General features: G+C 48.6%; 13 protein-coding genes. 4 read left to right on the plus strand and 9 right to left on the minus strand.

Translation table 11 applies throughout. The annotated features are described in order from the left end of the window. Positions 1-70: 70 nt before the first annotated feature. Both IEV19_RS07340 and IEV19_RS07345 read right to left on the minus strand, forming a co-directional pair. Positions 71-655 (minus strand): HupE/UreJ family protein, encoded by a 585-nt coding sequence (locus IEV19_RS07340; protein WP_188370005.1) that lies wholly within the window; start codon positions 653-655, stop codon positions 71-73. A gap of 9 nt (positions 656-664) precedes the next feature. Beyond that, positions 665-1,396 (minus strand): tellurite resistance TerB family protein, encoded by a 732-nt coding sequence (locus IEV19_RS07345; RefSeq protein WP_188370006.1) that lies wholly within the window; start codon positions 1,394-1,396, stop codon positions 665-667. 115 nt (positions 1,397-1,511) lie between these two features. Between IEV19_RS07345 and IEV19_RS07350 the strand changes: the two genes are divergently transcribed. The 4 genes from IEV19_RS07350 (at position 1,512) to IEV19_RS07365 (ending at position 4,906) form a co-directional block, all read left to right on the plus strand. Next, a complete protein-coding gene (locus IEV19_RS07350; RefSeq protein WP_188370007.1) occupies positions 1,512-1,922 on the plus strand; it encodes a BrxA/BrxB family bacilliredoxin in 411 nt (136 codons plus the stop codon). 62 nt (positions 1,923-1,984) lie between these two features. Then, positions 1,985-2,722, plus strand: coding sequence for a lysophospholipid acyltransferase family protein (locus IEV19_RS07355; protein ID WP_188370008.1), 738 nt, complete (start codon positions 1,985-1,987; stop codon positions 2,720-2,722). After that, positions 2,719-3,378 carry an HD domain-containing protein gene (locus IEV19_RS07360; RefSeq protein ID WP_188370009.1) on the plus strand — a complete coding sequence of 220 codons (660 nt, stop codon included), beginning with the start codon at positions 2,719-2,721 and terminating at the stop codon, positions 3,376-3,378. The genes IEV19_RS07355 and IEV19_RS07360 overlap by 4 nt, the downstream gene beginning before the upstream one ends. 103 nt (positions 3,379-3,481) lie before the next feature. Then, positions 3,482-4,906 (plus strand): Gfo/Idh/MocA family protein, encoded by a 1,425-nt coding sequence (locus tag IEV19_RS07365; RefSeq protein ID WP_188370010.1) that lies wholly within the window; start codon positions 3,482-3,484, stop codon positions 4,904-4,906. On the opposite strand, the gene IEV19_RS07370 is transcribed toward IEV19_RS07365, so the two are convergent. From IEV19_RS07370 to IEV19_RS07400, 7 genes are all read right to left on the minus strand, one after another. Continuing rightward, a complete protein-coding gene (locus IEV19_RS07370; protein ID WP_188370011.1) occupies positions 4,898-5,968 on the minus strand; it encodes a PA0069 family radical SAM protein in 1,071 nt (356 codons plus the stop codon). The genes IEV19_RS07365 and IEV19_RS07370 overlap by 9 nt on opposite strands. 59 nt (positions 5,969-6,027) lie before the next feature. Beyond that, a complete protein-coding gene (locus IEV19_RS07375) occupies positions 6,028-7,578 on the minus strand; it encodes a hypothetical protein (protein WP_188370012.1) in 1,551 nt (516 codons plus the stop codon). 24 nt (positions 7,579-7,602) lie between these two features. After that, a complete protein-coding gene (locus IEV19_RS07380; RefSeq protein ID WP_188370013.1) occupies positions 7,603-8,385 on the minus strand; it encodes an enoyl-CoA hydratase/isomerase family protein in 783 nt (260 codons plus the stop codon). A gap of 2 nt (positions 8,386-8,387) precedes the next feature. Continuing rightward, positions 8,388-9,806, minus strand: a complete 1,419-nt coding sequence (locus IEV19_RS07385) for a sensor histidine kinase (protein ID WP_188370755.1) — start codon at positions 9,804-9,806, stop codon at positions 8,388-8,390. Positions 9,807-9,945: 139 nt separating this feature from the next. After that, complete coding sequence (locus tag IEV19_RS07390; protein ID WP_188370014.1) at positions 9,946-10,494, minus strand: CopD family protein; 549 nt, start codon at positions 10,492-10,494, stop codon at positions 9,946-9,948. Between the two features lie 5 nt (positions 10,495-10,499). Next, positions 10,500-13,628, minus strand: coding sequence for a WD40/YVTN/BNR-like repeat-containing protein (locus tag IEV19_RS07395; protein ID WP_188370015.1), 3,129 nt, complete (start codon positions 13,626-13,628; stop codon positions 10,500-10,502). A gap of 87 nt (positions 13,629-13,715) precedes the next feature. Continuing rightward, positions 13,716-16,847: a VPS10 domain-containing protein gene (locus tag IEV19_RS07400; RefSeq protein ID WP_188370016.1), complete on the minus strand. Its 3,132-nt coding sequence runs from the start codon at positions 16,845-16,847 to the stop codon at positions 13,716-13,718. Positions 16,848-16,951 lie beyond the last annotated feature (104 nt).

A 16,951-nucleotide genomic window follows, 5' to 3' on the forward strand; every position in this document is an offset into this window, starting at 1 on the left:
ATACCGGCTTTGCCAGAGTTCGCCAACCGATTATGGTTAATATTTAATTAAAACCGTTGAGCCGCACCTTTCACCACGGCCATGTATTGATGATCATGGGAATAGTGATGGCGATCACCAGAGCCGTTGTCCCGATGATAAAATACCTGCGGGGTACCTTCAAAATCCCTTCCAGCAGGGCTGCAAATAGTAGAACGCCGAGAATCACAATAAGTTGTGAGAGTTCTATCCCCATTGCAAAACCCAGGAGTGGATTCAATTTCTCTTCCTCCCCGGCCATAAGCATCTTAAAATAATTTGAAAACCCAAAGCCGTGAATCAATCCAAAAAAAACTGTGGCAACTGCCTGCATTTTAAAGCTGAGATCACTGTGTTCCTTCAATCCTTCCCTGAGGTTGAACAGGGCGGTCAAAAGGATGGTAACCGGGATCAGGAATTCTATCAGGGCCACATCCACCTCTGCAATCCCATAGACAGAAAATGCAAGGGAAAGGCAATGGGCTACAGTAAAGATGGTCACCAGGGTGAGTACCTGCTTCCACATCCTGAACGTGTAAGGGATGGTCAGGGCCATAAGGAAGAGGATATGGTCATACGCATTTAGATCCAGCACATGGCCGAGCCCTAATTCTATATAAAATCCGAAACTACCCATGTTTAACGGTTATATCCCCCTCTCCCTCTGTATCTGTTCGTAGGCCTTCTGTACCTCCTTGAATTTCTCCTCGGCCCCTTTCTTGATGGCTTCGTTCTCTGTATTGACACGGTCCGGATGGTACTTTTTGGCCATGGTCCTGTACGCCTTCTTTACTTCATCATCGGTAGCAGTCTTATCGATCTCCAGGATCTTGTAAGCGTTGTCTGCTGCTTTTACGAACATGGCCTGAATACTTTCGTAGTCGATCCGCCCTATACGTAAATAGCCTGCGATCTCCCGGATCTTGTCTATCTCTTTTGCGCTGATGGACCCGTCTGACTGGGCGATGGCGAATAAAAAGTGCAGGAGCTGGAGCCTGACTTCGTACCGGGTGCGCTGGTTGAGGTAATTACAGATGCGCTGCGCCGAGATCTCCCGTTTCTTGATCACCTCGTTGAACGTCCTGAAAATGGCGTTGGCCTTTTCCTTCCCATAGGTTTGGAGGAAGTACTGCCGAACGTAATCGAGTTCACGCTGGCTGACCTGCCCATCGGCCTTGATGACTATGGAACAGAGGGAGAGCAGGTTGAGTTCAAAATCGGCTGGAGTTACCTTCTGACGGGACAGGTCCTGAAAAATAGTCCTTGCACCAGACCCGGAGCCCATACTGTCCATCACGCTTCCTAAAAAGAAGCCGATAATGGCCCCCGGCAAGCGAAATAAGAAGTATCCGAGAATGGCTGCAATCCAGCGAATCATAAAAAAATTTTGGCAAAGATAGGATTTAGCAAAGAAAAGCGGGGGCAGTGTTAAGAAAGCTTTGGCTAGAAAATAGTAGTTATTCCTTATCTTTGCCCCAATAAAAAATAAGACTATGTATCCCGCAGAATTGATAAAACCCATGAGAGACGACCTTGCATCCGCAGGGTTCGAGGAATTGTTCACCGCAGAGGCTGTTGAAAAGGCCATCCACCAGGAGGGTACTACCCTGGTGGTAGTCAACTCCGTCTGTGGATGTGCGGCTGCCAATGCAAGACCGGCCGCCAAGATGAGCCTCAGAAACGAGAAAAAACCGGATCACCTGATCACTGTTTTCGCAGGGGTGGATACGGAAGCCGTAGATGCAGCCAGAAACCTGATGGTCCCCTTTCCTCCATCTTCCCCCAGCATGGCGCTGTTTAGGAATGGAGAACTGGTCCACATGATCGAAAGGCACCATATTGAAGGTCGTCCTGCCGAAATGATCGCTGAAAACCTCACAGAGGCTTATGACGAATTTTGCTGATCCGCAGGTAGTAAAATAAAATGAACCGCACCTTCTTAAGTGCGGTTTTTTATTTTTGTGGAATGCGAAAGATCCTGGCTTATCCCCTGACCGTTCTTTATTTCCTGATTTTCGGGATCACCCTCCTTATTTTTCATCCCATTCAGTGGTTCTGTCTTAGGGTTTTTGGATACAACGCCCATAAAAAGAGCGTAAGTATTCTCAACCTGGTCCTCATATGGTGCACCTATATCCTGGGAACGCGGTACACCTTTATCAATAAAAACACCATCCCCAATGACAAACCGTTAATCATCGTATCTAACCACCAGAGCATGAATGATATTCCTCCTATCATCTGGTACATGAGGCGCCATCATCCCAAATTCGTGAGCAAGATTGAGCTCGGAAAAGGCATTCCCAGCGTCTCCTTCAACCTCAGACACGGTGGCTCTGTTCTTATAGACAGGAAGGACAGCAAGCAGGCCCTTGCGGCCATTGCAAGACTGGGAGTGTACATCGAAAAGCACAACCGAAGTGCCGTCATATTCCCTGAGGGAACCCGAAGCCGGACAGGAGAACCCAAGAAATTCCAGACCACAGGCCTTAAGGTATTGATGAAAAATGCCCCTTCTGCCCTCCTCGTCCCCATCAGCATCAACAACTCATGGAAAATGCTTCGCTACGGCAAATTTCCATACGGCATTGGCTCCCACCTTATTTTTAAAGTACACCCCCCTATTCCCAACACGGGAGATCCGGAAGCGATCATTGCGCAGGCAGAAGAACTCATTAAAAAAGATATCCTCCCTCACTCATGAACACCACCGAGATCGTAGAGTCTACTATTGAATTTGTCAGGGAAACCCTTGGCGATGCAGAGGCAGGGCACGATTGGTTCCACACTCAACGCGTCTTCAGAAATGCTCTTTTACTGGCAAAGGATGAAGATGTCGATATTCTTGTGGTAAGCCTCGGGGCCCTTTTGCACGATATTGCAGATGCCAAATTTCACGATGGGGACGAAAGCATTGGACCCCGCATGGCTAAGGAATTCCTGAATTCCATAGGAGTGGAAAGTGAAATCATTGATAAAGTGTGCTTTATCATAGAGGAGATATCCTTTAAGAATTCCATCGGCCGGAAAAAGAAAACGGACCTTCCCCTGGAACTGCAGGTGGTGCAGGACGCGGACCGTCTGGATGCGCTAGGGGCCATCGGTGTAGCCAGGGCCTTCCAATACGGAGGCCATAAAAACCGGAAAATATACGACCCGGACATCTCCCCGAATTTAAAAATGGACAAGGAGACTTACAAAAAATCGGAAGGGCCCACTATCAATCACTTTTATGAAAAGTTACTGTTGCTCAAAGACAGGATGAACACGCAGACCGGGAAGAGGATAGCCACCCAAAGACATGAATTCCTGTTGAGCTACCTGGAACAGTTCTACGCAGAGTGGAACGGAGAAAGATGATCGCCTATAGTCCGGTACTTTCCCTTGCCCGGATCACATATCGAGCCAGGTCCCTTTACGAGAATTCTTTTTTTGTATCTTCCGAAATCAAAAAATCTCATTTATGCAAAGGCGAAAATTCATTAAAAATGTTACGGCTTCAACCGCTGTATTCTCAATAGTTCCCAGCTTTGTACTGGGCAAAGGACATGTACCCCCCAGTGATACACTCTATGTAGGCGCCTTTGGGGTCGGTGGAAGAGGGTTGGGGGTGATCCGGGGACTGCAGGAAACCGGAAAGGTGAAGTTCGTATCCTTTTGCGACGTGGACGAAAGGCGTGCTGCTCAGACCTATGAACTTTTTCCCGATGTGAAGCGGTATAAGGATTTCCGCAAGGTCTATGACAAGCAGTTAAAAGATATGGACGCGGTGATGGTGGCTACTCCGGACCATACGCATGCCACTATCGCCCTGCCTTTTATGAGGGCAAAGAAACACGCCTACGTGGAGAAACCCCTGACCCACAATATTGCTGAAGCGAGACTTATGACCAAGGTTGCCCGGGAGAACGGGATCGTTACCCAAATGGGCAATCAGGGAGCCTCCAGTGATGGTAGCCGACTGGCCAAGGAATGGATAAATTCCGGGGTGATTGGAACTGTGGAAAAGGTCGACTGCTGGACCAACCGCCCGGTTTGGCCGCAAGGAGTACCCCTGCCAGAAGGAAAGGATGAGATCCCTGAGGGGCTCGACTGGGACCTTTGGCTGGGACCGGCTGCAGAAAGAGACTACAACAATGCTTATTTGCCCTTCAAGTGGAGGGGCTGGTGGGACTTCGGCACAGGAGCCCTGGGGGATATGGGTTGCCATATCATGGAAACCCCATTTGGAGTACTTGACCTGGGTTATCCCACTGAGGCCGAAGCCAGTTGTACCACCAATTGGGTCGGCGACTTCGTAGAGGCCGATTACAGTGCCTCCTGTCCCGCTTCCTCTATAGTCCGACTTAAATTCAATACGGAAAAACACGGTAACATCGACCTCAACTGGTACGATGGCGGGATCATGCCGGATCTCCCTGACGAATTGAAGGATGGAGAAACCATCGGGGATAATGGCGGAGGTTCCATTTTCTACGGCACCAAAGGGATCCTGGTATGCGATACGTACTCCAGGAATGCGAGATTACTCCCCTCTGAAATGATGGATCTCTTTTCTCCACCGACTCCCACATTGCCAAGGGTGGAAGGCAGTACGGGAGGTCACCAGAGAAACTGGGTGGAAGGTTGCCTGGAGGGCAAACCTACCTCCTCCGCCTTTGAACGTTCCGGCCCTCTCACAGAAGCCGTATTAATGGGTAACCTCGCGATAAAAGGATTTCAATACAAGGAAATAGTACCTCCGGAAGAACCGGGTCGCAGGCCTTCCATCATAAGACCAGGAAGAAAGAAATTGATGTGGGACGGGGAAGCTATGCGGGTGACCAACTGGGAAAAAGCTAATGAATGGGTAAAAGGATTTTACAGAAAAGGCTGGGAATTAAAATAACCTCAGCTGCCCCTTCTTATAACTCTGATGTAACTCAGTATTGAGTTTGGGAAATTTCTTCCCCTTAAAATACCTCTGCTTGGCGATGCGGGCCACTTGGTGAAGATGAACTGCCAGCGGGCCTTCCCCCTTGTTCCTAATACCGAATCTGCTGTCTGACAGCTGACCTCCATGGCAACTCTCTATCTGGCTCAGGACCTTATCAGCCCGATCAGGCATTGTCCTCCTGATCCAGTCAGTGAAGAGTATCCCTATAGCCCCGTTGAGGCGAACGACCGTAAAGGCGAAGGAAAGGGCGCCCTGATCAGATACCGTTTTGGCAAGAGCCATCAGCTCATGGCTGTTGATGCCCGGAATAAGAGGGGCCAGCATAGCGTTTACAGGGATCCCGTACTCTGAAAGCTCTTTGATGGTATTAAGCCGCTTCCCAATTGTTGCTGTCCTGGGTTCCAGCAGGCGCCTCGTCTCTTCCTTCAGAGAAGTGACGGATATGTTGACCCCAATCAACCCGTATGAGTTCAGTTCTGCAAGCAGATCGAGGTCGCGCAGGATCAATGCATTTTTGGTGATGATCCCCACCGGGTGCCTGTATTTCAGGAATATCTCCAGGCAGGCCCTTGTGATCCTGTATTTTTTCTCTGCAGGTTGATAACAATCCGTATTACCGGATAGCACAATGGTCTCCGCCTTCCAGGAGCGGCTTTTCAATTTTTCTTCCAGTAGTTCAGGGGCGTTCTCCTTGATCAGTACTTTTCTTTCAAAATCAAGACCTGCGCTGTATCCCCAGAATTCATGAGTATTCCGGGCATAACAGTAAATACAGCCGTGTTCACAACCCTGATAAGGGTTCATGGAGTAGGACATCCCCACATCCGGGCTGGTCACTTTGTTTACCATGGATTTGGGAAAGACAGGAATGTAGGTTGTTTTATTGTTGTCTGCCAATTCTCCCTGTTTCAGACAGTATTCCAGGAAATCATCCCTCCATTCGGAATGGAGGGTCTCGAATTTATTATGTGAATTGTGTTGGGCACCCCTGCCTTTGAGGTATTCCTTTTTCATGGTATTGGATTATATCCAAATATATGGATATTTTCCAATATTTGTATTTGCAGGTATTGCTAGTGGATGGCTACGTTTACCAATTGTTTTTTGGTACCTCGCTTGGCATAGAACAGGATGGTACCTTCGGGGATGTCTATAAGGGGGCTGGATACCATAAGGGGGAGGCGCGCATCTTTGGAATCTATGATCTTTTCATAGCTCATCTGTCCATTTTCATCCAGCTGAATAACAAACACATTCCTGTTTCGACTCAGGCCCTGTTTAAAGATGATGCGCTCCTTATTCAGTACCTGAGGGTTTTCTGCAGCCGTGCTGATAAAGAAATAAGTCTTCCCATCCCTGGTCAGGGCGCTATAGGAAGTGTAAGCCCCGTCGCCCTGGGTTACTTCTGATTTATTGATGTTCCTGGCCCAAACTGTATTCCCGTCGGGATCGAGTTTTGCACTTACAATATCGTTGTGGTGATATCTTTCTACCCGTATTCTTCCTCCACTGGAGTTGGCTTGAACACTCTGAGTTACAAAATATTCTTCGGCATTGAAAAGGATGTGGTTGTCCGGAGTGACCACGGCACTTTTAAAGACGAGGTTCTGAATTTCCTTGTCGTATTCCTGCCCGAATTTATCGTACATGAACTGTTCGGTAAAGGGGTTGTACTTTTTCCTCTTGATCTCCATAGATGATGGATCTACCCTGAAATAGGCGAGCCCATTATATCGGTTGTCCTTTCTGTCTGCGTAGAACCCGACACAGATCAGGTCACCCTGATTGAAGAGTGGCGTTAGAGACTCCGAATATTTCCCTTCTGAATCGAATGTCAGATTTGTGATCCCGGAGGAAGTGAGGCGGATGAGTTCATACTGGAATTTTCGTTCCAGGGCCGTAAACCTTCTTTTTTTGAAGTAGGCCTTCCCAATGATAAACACCTGGCTCAGGTCAGCGGATACCTCCACGCGTTCAAATGCGTAGTTCTTCTCCTCTACTTCTGAGGAAAAGTCCTGGTACATCACCTGTTTGAGATTGGAGGAAAAGAGATAGATCTCATGCCTGTTGTTCTTTCCCTTTTTGTAATGGGTACTGATGACGAATGAATTCCTGTTCTCCGGAAAAAGCACGGTCGTAGTAAAACCCGAATTGAAATTCCTGTTGTAGTAATTCTTATCCAGAGGTTGCCTTACCGGGGCGGAGTAAAAAGACAGGAGCTTTTCGCTGGTAAAGGAAAAGGGTTCTATCGGACTTCTGTGTACCCAATATTCATAGGCCTCTTCTTCAAAATTATAATCCAGGAAAAGGAGATACAGCTGCCCATTCCTGAAATAACCGTCGACAAATTCCCCCTCTTTTAACTTGTAATTGTACTCGGAGATCAGTTGCAGGTTCTCGTCATAGTGTTCAATAAGATACCCCTTGGGTTTGAGGATAAGTCCTGTATAATAAGCCCTTACGAGAATACTGCCCCCTTTGCCATCATCTTCAATGGCAAGGAGATTAGAGTATTTATACCGATCATTATATTTCTCACCAAAGGTATATTCTATGGGGTATTCCTGTGCCCACCCAAGAATTCCCAGGCCTAGCAGCCCGAAAAGCAGGATCTTTTTTAGCATACGTAAGAATTAAGGCTGATGTGGTCAGGATCCCTGAAAAGAAGCTTTCCTCTTTTCCAGGAATGCCGTGGTACCTTCTTTGAAATCATCGGTGCCAAAACATTGTCCGAAGGCATTGATCTCTATTTCAAAGCCGTCCACATCATTTTTAAAACCTGCATTTATGGCTTTTATTGCCTGACTGATAGCCATAGGGGAATTTTTTGCAATCTTTTTTGCGATGTTCTTGCAGAAATCAAGCAGTTCTTCAGAGGAGGTGATATGATTGACAAGGCCATATTCTATGGCCCTTTCCACATCGATCATACCCCCTGTCATGATCATTTCCATCGCCCGGCCTTTGCCTATAAGCTGTGGTAATCTTTGTGTTCCTCCATATCCGGGAATGACTCCCAGGGACACTTCGGGCAGACCCATCCTTGCGTTGTGACTTGCGATCCTGAAGTGACAGGACATGGCCAGTTCGAGTCCACCCCCGAGGGCAAACCCATTGATGGCCGCAATAATCGGTTTTTGGAGGTTTTCGACGAAATCAAATAGCAGTTCCTGCCCCTGAGCCGCCAACTGCCCTCCCTGTTTTGTATCGAAGTGGGCAAACTCTGAGATATCGGCACCTGCCACGAATGCCTTTTCCCCGGATCCGGTAAGGATGATCACCCTTACTTTGTTGTCCTTTTGCAAAGCTTTAAAAGCAAGGTGGAGCTCTTTAATGGTGGCAGTGTTTAGCGCATTGAGTTTTTTTGGCCTGTTGATCGTCACGATCGCCAGATCGTCTTCTATTGAAACAAGGATATTATTGAATTCCATAATTATGGGGTTTTATTCGCTTTTGGAAACAGCACGGTAAACACTGTGCCCTTACCCGGCTGTGAAGTCAGGGATATGCTTCCCTTATAGGTCTCAACGATGGTCTTGACCATCCCCAACCCAAGTCCCATGCCGCTCGACTTGGTGGTGAACTTGGGTTCAAAGACCTTTTCTTTTACCTCATCCGGTATGCCGATGCCATTGTCTGCCACCGAGATCTTTACATAGTCGCCCTCCGAGGCCACAGAAACCAGGATTCTTGGTGAGGGGACATCAGGCACCGCCTGTATCGCATTTTTCACCAGGTTGGTGACGACCCGGATCAATTGGGTACGGTCTAATTTCGCAATTATTTCCTCTTCCTCAGAGATAAAATGGATGTAATTCTCATTAAAGATATCCAGAGCCAGTTTTACGGTCTTGACCACATTAAGAGTCTCATTCTGCTGGGCGGGCATCTCAGCAAAATTCGAAAATGCAGCTGCGATACTACTCATGGTATCGATCTGCTGAATGAGCGTATGGGAGAACTCCTCTATCTTTTTGCTCGCCTCAGGATCAGCAGGATTAAATTTCCGCTGAAAACTCTGAACGGTGAGCCGCATAGGAGTAAGGGGATTTTTGATCTCGTGCGCCACCTGTTTCGCCATTTCTCTCCAAGCCTGTTCCCTTTCGCTCCTGGCCAGTTTAACTGCACTTTGCTCCAACTGGTCGATCATACTGTTATAGGAATCGATCAGCTTGACGATCTCTTCGCTGGGATTCTTGACGAAGATCTTCTCATTACGCTTGGCGATGTTTGTCTGGTGGAGTTTTTCCGAAATAGTCGCCAGTGATCTCGTTATGTACTTGGAAATAAAATAGGCCAGGACGATAGCGATGATGAACATCAGCAGGTAGACCCCTCCAAGGCGGAAAAGGAATTCCCTTAACTCCATGCTGTTAAAGGAATTATCCTCGTAATAAGGGAGGTTCAGGATGCCAATGGGCTTGAATTTCGGATCCGTGATATACGTGTAAGAAGCCTGGTATTTGTCCCCGGCAGCCAGATTGTCCTCAACCAGCCTTTTATCAGCACTCTCCTTTAGCGCATTCAGTACCTCCGCGCTGAGGCACTCCGAAATGGAATCATTGTAGAATTTTGGCCTGGAACTTTTGATAAGTTGACCTTCCAGGTCATAGATATTGAAATTCACGTTCTGAACGTCCGCGATACGATAGATCTCATCCTTGAATATCAATCCCAGATTCTCGGTAATGACAGGGTAGGTCGTCTCCTGCAAGGTGTAGGCAATGCTTTGTTTTACCTGTTCTTCCTTTCTTTCAAGGCGTTCCTGGTGGTAGTCCCTCGACTGCTCACGGTATTGATATATGGTGACCCCGGCGATCAGCACCGAAGCGATCAACACCAGTAAGATCATGGTAACGAATATCCTGGACCTGAGGGAAAACTTCTTGAACAAGACGCCTTAATTTGAGCTTAAAGATAGCAATAATCGGTCCAAAGTATGCCGAGCCTGCAGGATCCCTTTGCTCTTCCTTTGCTTTAAAACGACTCTTTCAGGCTTCCGGGTTCTTTTCCCTGATCCGTTTATACAGGCGTATACCTAACATGAGCAGTACTCCCAGTGCGATAATTCCCACTACTCCGAAGATCCAGTCGAATGCACTCTTAAGAACGACCAGAAAGGTCACGGCGAACAAGACAAGGGTAGCCCCTTCATTCCATATCCTCATAAAGTGGGATGTATACCGGATCTCATCCCTCTGAAGCTGCAGGTACATCCGGTGGGTCTTGAGATGATAAACAATAAGTAAGACGACAAAAAGCAATTTAACATGCATCCAGGGCTGGCTAAGCCAGGAAGGCATGAGCAGCAGCAACCATATGGCAAAGAGGGTACATAGCACAGCAGATGGCCAGGTGATGATATACCACAATCTTTTGGTCATCAGTTTCAGCTGATAGGTAAGGATGGTCCTGTCGGGTTCAGGCTTCTCAGCGGCTTCAATGTGATATACAAACAGTCTGGGGATATAGAACAACCCTGCGAACCAGGTAACGACAAAGATCAGGTGAAGCGATTTTATATAGTTGTAATATTCCATAGGATCTAATTCACCTGGATAGCCCCTATTCCGCTATCCCACAGCATTTTGTTATAGGCAGGAATGGATTTTTCAATGATCTGTTCTGCCCTTTCTCTCAAAGCCGACCATTGGACGTCCAGTTCTTTTTTTCGGTCTCTTGAACCCTGGTTGACCCGGGGGATCTCGCTGTTGGTCATGTTGATCAGGAAGATATACTCTGCCGTAAATTTATTGGGAAAGTTTTCCACATCGTCATAGGCCTGGGATTTCCTCTGTATCATGTCCTCGTCCCACGCGACCAATTCTGCAAGCAATTGTCTCCCGGATTCCCTGAGGGTACTATCTTCCATGTTCTGCAATAGGTTTCGCAACTGGGCCTGAACCTTAAATAATCGGTTTACCATCCGGTGCATCGCATTGAGCTCAGCCTCCATGGCGCTCATAAACCTGTCGTATTCAGCATATTCCTCCCCGGTTACCCCGAATCCGGGGGTAGGCAGGATATTCCCCTTAGTGACGGTAATGTCATCGCCCATTCTCAGTCGGATCTCATAACTCCCCGGTGAAGCCTTGTGGCCGGTAAATCCCGCTTCCATATACACCCCCGGTATGCCCTCCAGGATAGGATGATTCAAATCCCAGACAAACCTGTTCAATCCCTTTTCTTTTGGCAATACAGGTTTAGGGGGCGGACCCCCTCCATTGTGTTCCTGGTAGGTCGTGTCTTTTTCTGATGTAAAGGTGCGTATGAGCCTGCCTTCTGCATTCCTGATCTCCATGGTCAACGGAGTACTTTGAACTGTTTCGGGCAGTTCGTAATACAAAACCATTCCGTTGGCCGGGTTTACGCCATAAAGGGGGTGTGTTCCGTCGAAATCCTTAGCGTCTCCGTTCAGGGGGCTTCCCCAGGAGGCATTCAGGGCATCTTCCGGGCGGAAGATCCTGAATCCCGGCTTTCCTGGCTCGTACTGGCTGAGAGCCCCCAGGTCGTCAAGAATCCAGAAGGACCGCCCTGATGTGGCCACCAGAAGATCTCCCTGGTGCACCATGAGGTCTGTGACGGGCGCTTTGGGCAAATTAAGTTGCAATGGTTCCCATGAAGTACCGTTATTCCAGGAAATATAGATCCCTTTTTCTGTGCCTGCGTACAGCAATCCTTTACGAGATTTATCTTCCCTGACCACCCGGGTAAAGGATCCGTAAGGTATTCCGCTGCTGATGTTTGTCCATGTCTTTCCGTAATTATCTGTCCTGTAAAGGGCTGGAGTATGGTCATTGAACTTATATCGGGTAGTGGCTATATAAGCCGTTCCGGGATTATGAGGAGACACCTCGATGGCGTTTATCAGGCATTCCTTAAGGCCCTTGGGAGTCACATTCTCCCAACTCTGTCCCCCATCCCGTATGAGGTAGACCAGTCCGTCGTCGCTCCCCGTCCAGTATACTCCTTTTTCATGGGGAGATTCTGTCATATAGGCAATTGTCCCGTAGTTTTCCGCACCCACGGCTTCTACTGTATACGGCCCGCCGCCTTTCCCTTGTTTTTCGTCTATATTACGGGTGAGGTCAGGGGATATTTCCTCCCAGGTAACCCCCATATCCCTAGTCCTGAGTACGAACTGGGCGCAGTGAAAGAAGGTGTTGGGCTCGTGTTGGGATCTTATGATGGGTGCATTCCAGTTAAACAGATATTTCATGTCCCGTGCTGCCCGACCGAGGTATTGGATAGGAGCAGCCATTACCTTGGTGTTTGCGCCTGTTTTGGTGTCGAGCAGGTCGATGTATCCCAGGTAACTTCCTCCCATCACGTACCTAGGGTCGTCCGGATCAAATGCCAGAAAGGCACTCTCTCCTCCTGCCGAGTAAGACCAGTCCCTTTCACGGATACTGCCTGCAGACAGGGCCAGGTGGGCGATCCTAACCGAAGTATTATCCTGCTGCCCCCCATAGAGATTATAGGGAAAGAGCCTGTCTGCATTGACCCTGTAAAACTGTGCCGTGGGCATATGATCCAGGGAAGACCAGCTTTTACCATAATCAAAAGTAATGGCCGCACCCCCGTCATCAGCGATGATCATATTCCTTGAATCTGAAGGGTTGATCCACAGATCGTGGTAGTCACCGTGTTTACCTTCGATCTCTTCCCACGTCTTCCCCCCATCGATAGACCTCAGGGCCTGGGCAGTCATGACATAGACCACCTGCTCATTATTTGGATCGGGGAATACTTCAATATAATACCAGGCCCGCTGTACCAGCCTGTTATCCCCACTAATCATCTTCCAGGATGCCCCGGCATCACCCGAAACGAAGAGACCCCCCTGGTCCTTATCAGAATCACTTTCTATGAGTGCAAATACCTTTTGGGGATTAGCCTGACTGACCGCAATTGCCATTTTTCCTTTTTCCTCGGGAAGCCCATTGTGGATCTTTTCCCAGCTTTCCCCACCGTCTGTCGATTTGTACAAACCGCTGCCTTCACCTCCGCTGATCACCTTGTCCGGCGTTCTCTGGTGGTGCCACATACTCGCGTACATCACCTCTGGGGTAGACCAGACCATGGAGAGTTCATTACTCCCGGTGAGTTCATTCACAAAAAGGACCTGCCTCCAGGTAGCCCCTCCATCCGTACTCTTGTAGATCCCTCTTTCTTTTGTCGGGCCATACAATGCCCCCTGAGCGGCCACGTATACAATGTTCGGATCAGTAGGGTGGATAAGGATGCGTGCTATGTGTTGTGTCTTTTCAAGGCCGATCTTTTTCCAGGTCCGCCCGGCATCTGTCGACTTGTACATCCCATCCCCGTAGGAAGTCATCACGCCCCTGACTGCGTGTTCCCCCATCCCGCAATAGACGATATTCGGATTTGATGCGGAAACAGCTACCGCCCCTACAGATCCCATCTCAAAGTAGCCGTCCGAGATGTTTTTCCAGCTTACTCCGGCATCTGTGGTCTTCCAAAGACCGCCTCCGGTGGTGCCCATATAATAGGTAAGAGGGTCTCCAACCACGCCCGTTGCTGTCACGGAACGACCCCCGCGAAACGGGCCAATATTTCTGTATTTCAAAGGCTTGAAATATGTTTCTGCGGTCTGACCCAATGCACTGCCACTGATGGCAAAGAGCAGGAGGAAAATCTTAATTGATTTCATATGTGAGGTGATGATTGGCGTGATACTTTATCTCTGGAATACCGAAAGGCCCACGTTTAATCTTGTGGGCCTTTTCGGATAAGGTATTTATTCTTCTACAAATAAATAATTCAGTTTGAGGGTATTGAAGGATTCGTTAAACGACCTGATCTCCTCACTGACCACCTTGTCGAACTGGGCCAGCTGTTTCTCAATCTCAGCGGTCAGTTCATTTTTCACCATGATATCCTGGGCCGTCGGATGGAAATCGTCTATGGAAACAAGGCTGTTCAAATGAGCCAGCTTATTGGTCAGTTTGATCGGAAAATTCAGTGGATCCTGACCGCTCCTGTTCTGAGTTTGGTACAAGGCCTTTTCCACTGCTTCGAGATCCGCCTTCATCGCTTTTGCTTTATCCACCAGCTCTTTGGTGGCCTCATTACCCTTATACTGGGCTTTGAAGGAATCGAGTTGTTCCTTGATCTTCCTTATCTTCTTGATGGAACCGTGCGCCTTGTCTACGGTGCTGTTGATATCGCTGATAAAATCGTATTGCTGCTGCATCTGGGCAACCGTAACCTCGGCCCGGGGGTCGGGTAAAATGGTAAAGGGCTGGGATTGTGTCTGCCCATTAACTGTAAGGTGAACGCGGTAGGTTCCTGGTACAGCTTTTGGTCCATCGAGATTGGCCCACCACAGGATCATACCTTTGAAATCCTGGGCACCTTTACCCCGAGTATCCCAAACATGTGTGTTCCCTCCTGATTTCGCCTTAAGCTTCTTGTCGTTCTCTTTGGCATAAGAACTGTAAGAAGCAAGTGTGTCTCCTGCAGTGGTAGTATAAGTAAGGGCTATACTATCCTTCTCCTTGAGATCCTTGAGGTAGAAATGAGTGATCACCCCATTGGGATGGTTCTGCCCTGATGTTTTCGAGGGGGTCCTTGTGGTTCCTCCTTTGGTCCTGTAAGCGTCCTTAGGCTTAAAGAGGATCGCAGCCTCACCGGAAGCCCCTTCCCTGAGCTGGTGCAGGACCGTCAGGTCATCGATGATCCATAAACTCCTGCCCTGGGTAGCCACCACGAGGTTGTTCTCCTTTACGGCAAGATCTGTGATGGGAACAATGGGCAGGTTTAGCTGGAAGGGCTTCCAGCTTCTGCCGTCATTAAAAGAAATGTACATACCTGTTTCCGTACCGGCATACAGCAGTCCTTTCCTTTTGGGATCTTCCCTGACTACCCGGGTGAAATGTTCACTGTCTATCCCGGCGGTGATCTTTTGCCAGGTTTTACCGTAATCGGTGGTCTTATAGAGGTAAGGCTGAAAGTCGCCCAGTTTGTATCTCGTCGCAGCTACATAACAGGTACCTTCATCAAATGCAGAAGGTTCAATGCTGTTCACCATGGACCATTCGGGCATGTTGGAAGGAGTTACATTTTCCCAGTTCTCTCCCCCATCTCTTGAGATGTGGATGAGGCCATCATCGCTCCCAACCCATAAAAGGCCTTCTTTAAGCGGACTCTCATTAGCGGCAAAAATGGTACAATAATATTCCACTCCCGTGTTGTCCTGTGTGATGGGGCCCCCACTGGAGACCAGCTTATCGGGATCGTTGCGCGTGAGATCACCGCTGAGTAGTTTCCAGCTTTGTCCCTCGTCTGTGCTCAGGTGCACGTGGTTGGAAAAGGTGTATAATTTCTTTGGGTCGTGTTTACTGAAAATGATGGGGAAGTTCCATTGAAAACGATATTTCATCCCTTCAGCACCATATCCCATGGGATTATCCGGCCAGACATTGATGCCTCTTGTAGTATTCGCCTTATGATTGACGCGGGTCAGAAAGCCTCCGTAGCTCCCTCCGTAGACAATATCATTGTCAGTGGGGTCAATGGCCAGGTGAGCAGATTCGCCTCCAGCCGTAGATTCCCAGTCGTCGTCCCCTATGGTCCTGCCATCACTTCGGTGTCTTATCCTGATTGTAGAATTATCCTGCTGAGCCGCATAGATCCTGTAAGGGAATGCGTTGTCTGTGGTGACCCTGTAGAACTGGGCTGTGGGCTGGTTGTAATAGGTACTCCAGGTGATTCCTCCGTCATAGGAGATCTGTGCACCTCCATCGTCTCCTATGATCATCCTTTTTGGGTTTTCCGGGGCGATCCAAAGGTCGTGGTGGTCCCCGTGCGGGGCATTAAATGTCTCGAAGGTCTTCCCTCCATCGGTCGATCTGTGATAGCGTACATTCAGGACATACACCATATCCTCGTCCTCGGTATCGGCATAGACCCGGGTATAGTACCAGGCGCGTTGCCTGAGTTTGCGTTCAGAGTTAACCTGACTCCATTTCTTTCCTCCATCTTCCGACCGATACAGGCCTCCTTTATCCTTATTCTCTACGATGGCCCATACCCTGTCAGGGTTTACAGGCGATACTGCTACTCCCATAATTCCCAAAGTATCCTCGGGAAAACCTTCATTTTTTGAGATCTCTGTCCAGGTCTCCCCGCTGTCTGTACTCTTCCAGAGGGCTGAACCTTCCCCTCCGCTACTGAGGCTGTACGGGGTACGCTGTGCTCGCCAGGTTGAGGCATAAATGATCCTGGGATTGGTCGGATCCAGGATGAGGTCTACTGCACCTGCCTGGTCATTGGCATACAGGATCTTTTTCCAGGTTTTACCCCCGTCCGTGCTTTTATATACACCCCTTTCTTGAGATGGCTTGTAGATATCTCCCAGAACAGCGGCGTAGACAATGTCCGGATTGTCAGGATGGATTCGAATCCTTGGAACATGCCGGCTCTTCTCAAGACCAACAGAGCTCCAGGTCTTTCCGGCATCTACTGATTTCCACACCCCGTAGCCGGAAGAGACATTTCCTCTGAGTGTTTTCTCACCTCCTCCAACGTAAATAACATTGGGGTCGCTTTTGGCCACTTCCACAGCACCGATACTGCCTCCGAAGAAGCCGTCAGAGATATTTTCCCACGTCCTTCCCCCGTCCGTGGTCTTCCAAACTCCACCTCCCGTGGCGCCGAAATAAAACAGGTTGGGCTGACCGGGAACTCCGGTTACAGCCGCCGACCTCCCTCCTCGGAAGGGGCCAACCAGCCGGTACTCCAGACTGGAATACAGAGTTTCCGGGTAAGGATCAGAGACCGGTGCTTTGGATCGCCGTTGGGCGCTTACCGTAAACGCGATAATAAATAATGGAATGAAAAATAAAATGAGACGTAAGTTGAGCTTCATTGCAATTAGTGTTCAGGTTCGTAATCGCTAAAAGTACCAAAAAAGGCGTAAATGAAAAACGGCTAATTTCTATTGGTTTTCAAAACGGCGGTTAAGGTTTTCCA

This window comes from Muriicola marianensis (genome assembly GCF_014638095.1).
Lineage (GTDB): Bacteria > Bacteroidota > Bacteroidia > Flavobacteriales > Flavobacteriaceae > Muriicola > Muriicola marianensis.